General features: G+C 40.2%; 10 protein-coding genes. 6 read left to right on the plus strand and 4 right to left on the minus strand.

The window, feature by feature from the left end; translation table 11 throughout:
* The 3 genes from MRT15_RS06970 to MRT15_RS06980 all read right to left on the minus strand — a co-directional run.
* Positions 1-625 (minus strand): AAA family ATPase (locus MRT15_RS06970; RefSeq protein WP_304329205.1); only part of this gene is annotated, 625 nt, incomplete at its 3' end.
* Positions 626-636: 11 nt separating this feature from the next.
* Positions 637-834, minus strand: coding sequence for a CooT family nickel-binding protein (locus tag MRT15_RS06975; RefSeq protein ID WP_304329207.1), 198 nt, complete (start codon positions 832-834; stop codon positions 637-639).
* 55 nt (positions 835-889) lie between these two features.
* Positions 890-1,747, minus strand: a complete 858-nt coding sequence (locus tag MRT15_RS06980) for a coenzyme F420-0:L-glutamate ligase (RefSeq protein WP_304329209.1) — start codon at positions 1,745-1,747, stop codon at positions 890-892.
* Positions 1,748-1,812: 65 nt separating this feature from the next.
* On the opposite strand from MRT15_RS06980, the gene fhcD reads away from it, so the two are divergent.
* From fhcD to mch, 6 genes are read left to right on the plus strand one after another with little or no spacing between them, the layout of a single operon-like run.
* Positions 1,813-2,745, plus strand: coding sequence for a formylmethanofuran--tetrahydromethanopterin N-formyltransferase (fhcD, locus tag MRT15_RS06985; protein WP_304329211.1), 933 nt, complete (start codon positions 1,813-1,815; stop codon positions 2,743-2,745).
* Between the two features lie 11 nt (positions 2,746-2,756).
* Positions 2,757-3,602 carry a F420-dependent methylenetetrahydromethanopterin dehydrogenase gene (locus MRT15_RS06990; protein WP_304329213.1) on the plus strand — a complete coding sequence of 282 codons (846 nt, stop codon included), beginning with the start codon at positions 2,757-2,759 and terminating at the stop codon, positions 3,600-3,602.
* Entirely contained in the window at positions 3,599-5,329 is a 1,731-nt protein-coding gene (locus tag MRT15_RS06995; RefSeq protein WP_304329215.1) for a formylmethanofuran dehydrogenase subunit B, read from the plus strand. The genes MRT15_RS06990 and MRT15_RS06995 overlap by 4 nt, the downstream gene beginning before the upstream one ends.
* Complete coding sequence (locus tag MRT15_RS07000) at positions 5,329-7,050, plus strand: formylmethanofuran dehydrogenase subunit A (protein WP_304329217.1); 1,722 nt, start codon at positions 5,329-5,331, stop codon at positions 7,048-7,050. Before MRT15_RS06995 ends, MRT15_RS07000 begins: the two co-directional genes overlap by 1 nt.
* 5 nt (positions 7,051-7,055) lie before the next feature.
* On the plus strand, positions 7,056-7,928 hold the full coding sequence (locus MRT15_RS07005) for a formylmethanofuran dehydrogenase subunit C (protein ID WP_304329219.1): 873 nt from the start codon (positions 7,056-7,058) through the stop codon (positions 7,926-7,928).
* Positions 7,921-8,877: a methenyltetrahydromethanopterin cyclohydrolase gene (gene mch, locus MRT15_RS07010; RefSeq protein ID WP_304329221.1), complete on the plus strand. Its 957-nt coding sequence runs from the start codon at positions 7,921-7,923 to the stop codon at positions 8,875-8,877. Before MRT15_RS07005 ends, mch begins: the two co-directional genes overlap by 8 nt.
* A 22-nt stretch (positions 8,878-8,899) precedes the next feature.
* Here mch and MRT15_RS07015 read toward each other — a convergent pair.
* Positions 8,900-9,705: RimK family alpha-L-glutamate ligase (locus MRT15_RS07015; protein ID WP_304329223.1), on the minus strand; the 806-nt coding region annotated here is incomplete at its 5' end.

The following is a 9,705-nucleotide window of genomic DNA, read 5'->3' on the forward strand; positions in this document are numbered from 1 at the left end:
TCTTCATTAGTTCCAATATCAATTCCACATCCTTACTATTTCTAATCTTGTTTGCAATCACTGAGAACCCTCTTATGTTTAGATCTCTTGCAAACTTCTCCATTTGTATAGCCACGTCAATTGACTTTACACTTGGTTCCACTACGCATAGCATTAAGTCTATCCCCCTCAATACCCCTCTACTCATATGTTCCAGTCCTGCAACCATATCGAATATAACTGTATCTTTCCTGCCGAGTACTAGGTGGGAGAATAGTGCTCTTAAGAATGCATATTCTGGGCATAGGCATCTAGATCCCGCTTGCTTTACTTCCCCAAATCTTATTAGTATCACGTTGTCTGGAGCTTTGATGCCGAATCTTTCTATTACATCATCAACTTTTGGGTTCATTATATACAATCCACTTGGTAGCTGAGTTCTGGATTTTATGAATTCTTCTTCATTGAATAGTATTGGCTTCTTAGCGGCTTCTTCTGGAGGTACGCCCAATGCTATTGATAGGTTTAAGCTTGGATCTGCATCTACAGCTATAACCCTATATCCATCTCTTCCAAGTAGTCTGGCTAGGCATGCTGATATGGTTGTTTTCCCAGTTCCACCCTTTCCAACTATAGCTATCTTCATTTAATAGTCCTCTAATGCTTAATCTTCTTGAAAAATATTTTGTGTGCTACGAAGTTTATGTGGTCTATTACCACATCATTCAATTCATACTTATTTCCCGATAAGTCTATTAGTATGTATCCATTCTCCCTTGGCATTAGTGTAACTATCTCTTTGGCGAGTAATTCCTCCTTACCATCAACTTTAATGTAAGCATCAGATTCACACATTCATTAACACCTTTATACAAGCTATAGTAGTTTTATTTTGACTTAAAAATCTATTCTATTGACACTTTCTGATGACCACTGCTGGGTAATGCTTTATTCTATACATGTCAATCCACTTGATTTCCTCAAAACTCCCCTTGCCCACCCTCTTCAACATCTCCATGACATCCCTCCCAAATCCATGTCCCATCAATTTATCTGCAAATTTCGTAGCTCTAAGTATGTCTGTTAAGTTCATGTATTCACCTTTATATGCTATTGGCGTTGGGTATTCTTCGAAGAATTTATTCTTGAAAATCTTACCAATTATGAATCCCAATCCCCCCATATCTATTAAGCCTTTTATTGTTGATGGTCTGGTTGTTATTGCAATGTTATCTACCCCCTTAATTTTGAATGTTCTATCTGTATCTACGATTAGAATGTTCACTTTGATCTTCAATTTCCTTTCAACCTTATACTTGATGTATCTTGCCTCCCTATCTGCTTTCCTTAATGGTAGTGATACGTATGTGTATGGTAGGTTTGTGGCATCTATCCCTGCTTCCGAGTATGGTTTTAGGAATTGTATTAATCCACCATATTTTAAAGCCAACTTTTTATGTGAAGCCACATATCTTATTGGCACCCATCTAATCATCTCCACAGCTTCTGATGGTAGTTTTGAGCTGAGAACTTTACCCCATAAAACCTTATTTACAATATATGATGAAATTTTAGTTATTGGGTCTACTGATACTATCCTACTCTCATCATATATGTTCCCCTTAGCTGTACATATGGCCTTTTCAGATATTGCTATTAAATCTCCATCCCTCAACAGTTTCCCATATGCCTTTACAATTTCATCAACTACATTCGTGCCTGGAATCCAGTATTTGAATGGCCTCCTATACCCCTTAAACCTCCACAAGCTTCCTCACTATTCATTAACTTTAAATTCAAATCACCTACTTAAATTAAGAGTGGTGAGGGTCTTTGAGTTTTAAGTTGGATGATGTTTTAATTGAAGACACTTTTGCTGAAGCATTCCCAATGTATGCAACTAGAGTTTTCATAACGGCTATCAATGCCAAATGGGCTCTTGTGGCTGCACGTGCAGCTACTGGTCTTGGTACATCTGTTATTGCATGTCCAGGTGAAGCTGGAATTGAAAAACTTGTTTCAAGTAAGTTGACTCCAGATCAGCGTCCTGGGGCAGCTATACATATATATCATAATGATCCAGCAACATTGAAGCTTGTAACATTAATTAGGATTGGTCAATGCGTTCTCACAGCAGCCACTGCATCTGCATTTAATGGTCTTCCAAAGGTTAAGAGGAAGATGTATATTGGTAAGTCTCTTGCAAAGTTTGGTGATGGATTTGAGAGGGAGGATACTATTGGTGGGAGGAAGGTTTGGAGGATCCCAGTTATGGAGGGTGAATTCATAATTGAAGATTCATTTGGCTTGGTTAAGGGGGTTGCTGGTGGAAATATACTCATATTGGCTAAGAGTAGGGATGCATGTTTAAATGCAGCTGAGAAAGCTGTGAAAGCCATACATAGGTATGGTAAGTATGTGGTAACGCCATTCCCTGGAGGTATTGTCCGCTCAGGTTCTAAGGTGGGTTCATTGAAGTATCCGAAGCTTAGAGCTACAACAAACCATCCATACTGCCCAGTTTTAAGGAATATTGTTAAGGATACAAGGATTCCTGAGGGTGTTGAATCAGTTTATGAGATTGTGATCAATGGTCTTAGGAGGGATGATGTTTTGATGGCTATGGGGTTGGCCATTAAAGCCGCTGCAAGTGTTCCAGGTGTTGTCAAGATTGATGCTGGGAATTATGGTGGTAAGCTTGGCCCATATCATTTGCGTTTGAAGGAGGCTTTAGAAAGTGTTAAAAGTATTGAAGTTAAAGTTTAGTGGTGATGGGTATGTCGAGTAAAGTTGTGAAGGTTTGTATTTTGAAGCTTGGATGTATTGGTTCATCGCCACTCCTAGAGTATGTTTTGGATGAGAGGGCTGATAGGGGGGATATTGAAGTTAGAGTTTTAAGTGTGGGTGCTAAGATGACTGAAGCTAATGCTGAGGAACTTGCCAAGAAGGCTTTAGCTGAAGACTACGATTTATACATAATTCCAAGTCCAAATGCATCCCTCCCAGGTCCAACTAAGGTTAGGAATGCTCTTGGTGAGAAGGGTAAGAATGTGATTGTAATTTCAGATGCACCTGCTAGGAGGATTACTAAGGAGCTTGAGGAGAAGGGTTTTGGATACATAATTGTGTTGGCTGATTCCATGATTGGAGCTCGTAGAGGTTTCTTGGATCCAGTTGAAATGACAATATTCAATACCGATGTAATTAAGGTTTTAGCTGCCACTGGAGTTGTTAGGCTTCTACAAGTTGAATTGGATAAAGTTATAAATTCGTTGAAGGCTGGTGAAAAGCCATCATTACCGAAGATCGTTGTGGATAAGGAGGTTGCAGTAACGTATGCTGAGTATAGGAATCCATATGCTAAGGCTAAGGCTATGGCTGCCTATGACATTGCTGTGAAGGTTTCAGATCTAACTACGGAGGGATGCTTCAAGATTAAGGAGCGTGAGAGATACATACCAATACTTGCAGCAGCCCATGAGATTATGAGGTATGCAGCTAAATTGGCTGATGAAGCTCGCGAAATAGAGAAGTATGGTGATACATTGGTTAGAACGCCACATAGCTCTGATGGCACTATACTGTTTAAGGAGAAGTTGATGGAGGAGGCACGTGGCAAATGACCTCCTCCCAACAATTCTTTTTAGTTACTGGGAGGACGCTGTCTCAAGGAGTTTCCATGGAGAGTGATGGTAAACTTAGTGATAGGTATTTTCAAGCTGTGGCTGTTGTGGAGATGAACCCTGAAGATATGGGTAGACTTGGCGTTACTGATAGGGTTAAGGTTTCAACATCCAAATATTCCGTTGTTCTACCAGTTAAGTCTAGTGATAGGGTTCCTTCAGGCGTTATTTTTATTCCTATGGGTCCATGGGCTAACTTCATTATGCATTCATTGACTGATGGTACTGGTATGCCTAGTTTGAAGTCCGTTAAGGTTTCAGTTGAATCCACCACTGATGGAATTACATCCTTAAATGATATTTTGAGGAGTCTTGGTGCTAAGGGGCTTGAAGTTTACCCCATGGATAAACCATTGAATTCAGGTGAGAGGAGGGTTTTTGAAGATGTTCCATGCCCATTTTGTGGGGATTTATGCGATCATTTGAAGATCGAGGTTGAGGGTGATAAGATTGTTAGGAATGTTGGTGGATGCGCCATTTCCATGGCTAAATTCCTCAATTATTGGAGGCATAGGATACTGAAACCTTACGTTAGGAGGGATGGTAAACTCATTGAAGTTGATTTAGATGAAGCTATAGATTTAGCTTCAGATATACTTGTTAAATCCAAGTATCCACTACTATACGGCTGGTCTAACACTTCCAATGAAGCTGTTGAGGTTGGTGTTGAGTTGGCTGAGATATTGCATGGGGTTATAGATAACACGAGCACCATATGTCATGGTCCCACAATTCAGGGGGCTCAAGAGGTTGGTACTGTTAGGACGACTTTTGGGACAGTTATACAGTTGGCTGATCTAATAATATTTTGGGGTTCAAATCCATCCCACGCTCACTTAAACCACTTTACACGCTTAATTCTACGTGAGGGGAGGTTTTCCAAGGGTCGTAGGGATAGGAAGATTGTGGTTATTGATGTTAGGAAAACTCCAATAGCTGATCAAGCAGACTTATTCATTCAAATTGAACCTAGGAGGGATCTTGAATTGATAACTGCTTTAATGATGGTTTTAAAGGATTTGGATATTGAAGCCCCCAAAATTGCAGGTGTACCTAGGGAGAAGGTTTTGGAGTTAGCTGATATGATGATGAGAGCTAGGTATGGAGTTATATTTGTCGGCGTTGGTGTGACTATGAGTGGAGCTAAGAATAGGAATCTCCAAGAGGTGATAAGGTTGGTTCAGGAATTGAATGAGTGGACTAAGTTTGCAATAATACCCATGAGGGGGCATTACAATGTTAGTGGATCCAATGAGACAATTCTATGGCTCACTGGATACCCATATGGAGTTGATTTCTCAAGGGGGTTTCCAAAGATGATCCCTGGAGTTACCACCACGGTGGATCTACTTGCAAATGGTGATGTTGATGCAATGTTGGTGGTTGCAAGTGATCCTGCAGCTCATCTACCCATTGAGGCTGTTCAACATTTATCGAAGATCCCAGTCATAGTTATTGATGCTAAGTGGTCTCTCACAACGCTATTCTCCGACGTAATAATACCCTCAGGCTTTGTTGGAATTGAATTTGAGGGGACTGCTTATAGGATGGATGGTGTACCCATAAGGATGAGGAAGGTTGTAGATCCACCTAAGGGGGTTTTATCTGATGTGGAGATTTTATCCAAGATATTGAGTAAGGTTAAGGAGAAGAGGGGGTGGGTTTAATGACTCAAATACTCATTAAGAATGGGTTGGTTTATGATCCATTGAATTCAATTAATGGGGAGGTTATGGATTTAGGTGTTAAGGATGGTAGGATAGTTGATCCTTCCGAGATAAATTTGAGTGAAGCTATTGTTGTGGATGCTAGTGGTAAAGTTGTCCTTCCAGGTGGTATAGATATACATTCACATATAGCTGGACCTAAAGTTAATGTTGGTAGGTTGATTAGACCTGAAGATCACTACATGACGAATGTACCACATAAACCTCCATTTAAGAGGGCTGAAACTGGCTTAACAGTACCCAACGTATTCAGATTTGGTTATGATTATGCTAGGATGGGTTACACCCTTGTGGCTGAACCTGCAACTCCACCATTGAAGACTAGACATACGCATGAAGAGCTCAATGCAATTCCAATGATCGATAAGATGGCCTTCGTCCTCGTGGACTCCAATTGGATTGTATTGGATTTAATTCAAGAATCCCGTAGGGATATGCTTACAGCATATCTTGCTTGGCTACTATATGCAACAAAAACTTATTCCCTTAAGATTGTTGATGCCGGTTCTGATGTTGCTTGGATGATTAAGGGTAAAGGTTTAGGTTTAGATGATCAAGTTCCAGGGTATAGTTTAACTCCAAGAGATATAATTAAGGCTATAGCTGAATCAGCTCAGCAATTAAATTTGCCACATAAAGTTCATGTTCACTGTAATAGGCTCGGGTACCCTGGAAACTATTTGGTAACCATGGAAACTATGAATTTAACTAAGGATTTGAAGATAATTTCTGAAGGTTCAGCTCTACATGTGACGCACGTTCAATTCACTGGTTATAAGGGTGATTCTTGGGGTTCATTGGAGAGTGGTGGTGAAGATATAGCTAATGTTTTAAATGCAAATCCATATGTGACTTTGGATATGGGGCAAGTTATTCCAGGTAGACCTGCAACAACCATGACTGCAGATGCACCCTTCGAATTCGTATTATATCATTTAACTCGTTGGAAGTGGAGTACTACGGATACTGAGGTGGAAACTGCTTCCGGGATTGTTCCATACAAGTATAAGAAGAAGAGTTATGTTAATACGATTCAATGGGCAATTGGACTTGAAGTTGTATTGCTATCTAGGGATTTGTGGAGAGTCTTCTTAACCACAGATCACCCCAATGGCGGTCCATTCATAGATTATCCAGTAGTTATGAGTTGGCTTATGAGTAGGAAGGCTAGGGAGGATTTCATGGCTAAACTGAATAGGAAGGCTTTGAAGAGGTGTGTGATACCATCATTGGATCGTGAATTAACATTGTATGATATAGCAATAATCACTAGAGCTTCTCCAGCAAAGCTTCTTGGTTTAGAGAGGTTTAAGGGTCATCTTGGAATTGGAGCTGATGCTGACATAGCAATATATGATATTGACCCTAGAATTGTGGATTTAAGTAAGGATTATGAGAGGATTTCAAAGGCTTTTAGGAGAGCTTACATGACAATTAAGGGTGGTGAAATAATTGTTAAGGGTGGTGAGATTGTTAAGCAAGTTTATGGTAGAACCCTATACGTTAAGCCTGAAATCCCAAAGGATATGGTTTTGGAGGTTGAAGGATACTTGAATTCCGCATTCAAGAAGTATTACTCTATTTCACTTAGAAACTTCTTCATAGAGGATAGGGAGTTGAGGAATCCTATGGAAATACCATTAAAAACCAATTTGAGGTGAAATATATGAGTGTTAAATCAACTTATATTGTTAAATTGAAGTATGAACCTAAAGTTCCGGTGGATGCGAGAAACATATCTCCAAATTCATTTGCTGGTAAGAGTTTAAACGATATCCTTAAACTCGGCATACTTGAGGGTGGGGTATCCGTTGAGTTGAAGGATCTATTTGATGTCAGCGGCCCTTCAAATGCTCCTGGAGATGTGAATTCCATTGAAATACTAATTGAAGGGTTGGGTTCTGGGAAATTGAAGTACATTGGATATAGGATGAGTGGTGGGAGGATTGTTGTTAAAGGTGATGTTGGGCATTTTGCTGGTTATAGGATGATTGGTGGATCCATACTTATTGAGGGGAAGGCTGGAAGCTATCTTGGTGCTAAGATGAAGGGTGGAAGTATTGAGGTTATGAAGGGGTGTGGTGATTGTGTTGGAGGGAAACTTCCAGGTGAAAGGCCTGGTAAGGGGATGTCTGGTGGAGAGATAGTGATACATGGTGATGCTGGGTCGCAGATAGGTTTTGGAATGAAGGGTGGGAGGATAATCATAGATGGTAATGCTGGAATGCTATGTGGATTGAATATGATGGGTGGAACTATACTAATCCAGAAGAATTGCGACTTATACCCTGGTGCCAGGATGACTGCTGGCAGGGTTATTGTGGGTGGAGTTGTTGAGGGGATTCTACCAAGCTTCTACTTCGATTCAATAGTCCCATCAGTTAGGGTTGGCAAGATATCCATGAATAAACCCTTCGCAGTATTCATAGCAGATGCAGTTGTTGGTGGTAGGGGTAGCGTATATATATCCCTCGAAGATAATAAATCATTAATTGAGCAGTATAAAGACTTCATGGAGGAGAGGGTGGAAGTTGAGTAGACCTATGAATAAAATTGCCGTTGACATATTGATGAAGGCTATTGATAGATGCAAGGAGCTCCAGATAAGCTATAGCAAAGTTGCTGGTGCAACTGTTGTGGATATGGGTGTAAAGAGCCCTGGTGGTTTTGAAGCTGGATTAATACTTTCAAAGATATGTCTTGGAGGTTTAGGTGAAGTTGGATTCACAGGATTCAACATTGATGGTTTAACCATACCAGCAGTTACTGTTTACACGGATCACCCTGTGGAGGCATGTATGGCTTCACAACTTGCTGGTTGGAGGATTAAGGTTGGGGAATACTTTGCCAATGCCAGTGGACCTGCTAGGGCTCTTGCGAGGAAGCCTAAGAAGTTGTATGAGGAGTTGGGTTATAGTGAAGTTTCGGATGAAGCTGTCCTCGTATTGGAAGCTGAATCCCTCCCCAATGAAGATGTTGTTAAGTTCATTAGTGAATCGGCTAATGTTAAACCTGAAAACCTATATTTGGCTGTTGCATCATCGAGTAGTGTAGCTGGATCCGTGCAGATTAGTGCTAGGATAGTTGAAACTGGTATACATAAGTTCCATGCAATTGGATTCGACATAAAAACTGTGAAGTATGGTTTTGGGGTATGCCCAATAGCTCCACTACATCCAAATCCAATGGTTATGTTGGGTAAAACCAATGATATGCTACTTTATGGTGGATCAACATTCTACATAGTTGACTATCCAGATGACTCTAAACTCTTAAGTTACGTTAATGCATCCCCAAGTTCGGCATCGAAGGATTATGGTAAATCCTTCACAGAGCTTGTTTCACAAGTGGGTGTGGAGTTCCTATTCAAGTTGGATCCAAGTGTCTTTGCTCCAGCAGTGGTTGTTGTCAACAATTTTAGGACTGGATCTATTTTGAAGGCTGGTTACGTAAACTACGATCTTTTGAGGAAGGCTTTAGCGATCTGATTGAGATATTTCAATCATCAAACTACTTTTTTGCTTTCTCAATCACATACTTAGCTATCTCCGTGGCGATATCTATATCTGTTACAACGCTTTGGAGACCTTTCCATCCTGGTTGACTATTCACTTCAAGTACATATGGAGATCCCTCCACTACCACCATATCTACACCAGCAATTTCGCATCCAAGTATTTCAGTGGATTTCAATGCAATTTCTTCTAATTCTGGTTCCAGCTTCTCTATCCTCCTTGGAATTGCCCCCTGAGCTATATTTGTCTTCCACATCCCCTTTGGCGCTTTCCTATACATTGCTGCTAGAATCTTATTTCCAAGTACGAATGCCCTTATATCCCTACCACCATGCTTCAAGTATTCCTGCATGTATATTGTGTGTTTGGCGAATCCTATTGTATGTAGAACTTCCCATAACACATCCCTTTCATCAACTTTTATCCTCGTACTTCCATGACCTTTAGATCCAAACATTGGTTTAAGCACAACCCTCTTACTCTTTATGAATTCAAGGTTTTTGAAGGCTATATTGGGTTTTTCCGTAACTATGGTTTTTGGGACTGGTATTCCATGCATTTTCAATGTGCATAAAGCTCTAAACTTATCTACGCACTTCTCTATTGCATATGGCTTATTGAATACTGGTATTCCAATATCATTTAATGCGTATAATAGGTCTATTCTGAATATAGCTTGATCCAAACTCATCCTACCGAATGGTCTAACTATTATTGCAGATACATCCCTAATTAGATCGACATCTCTAACTTTAATTTTCACACCATCGTAATCTATGAATGCAATTAGATCGTTGAATT

This window comes from Candidatus Culexarchaeum yellowstonense, from assembly GCF_024707025.1.
Lineage (GTDB): Archaea > Thermoproteota > Methanomethylicia > Culexarchaeales > Culexarchaeaceae > Culexarchaeum.

Excerpts from the sequence above, each read along its gene's own strand:
- MRT15_RS07000 (WP_304329217.1), top strand. The coding sequence starts at position 5,329 with ATGACTCAAATACTCATTAAGAATGGGTTGGTTTATGATCCATTGAAT.
- MRT15_RS07005 (WP_304329219.1), top strand. The coding sequence starts at position 7,056 with ATGAGTGTTAAATCAACTTATATTGTTAAATTGAAGTATGAACCTAAA.
- MRT15_RS06975 (WP_304329207.1), bottom strand. The coding sequence starts at position 834 with ATGTGTGAATCTGATGCTTACATTAAAGTTGATGGTAAGGAGGAATTA.
- MRT15_RS06990 (WP_304329213.1), top strand. The coding sequence starts at position 2,757 with ATGTCGAGTAAAGTTGTGAAGGTTTGTATTTTGAAGCTTGGATGTATT.
- MRT15_RS06995 (WP_304329215.1), top strand. The coding sequence starts at position 3,599 with ATGACCTCCTCCCAACAATTCTTTTTAGTTACTGGGAGGACGCTGTCT.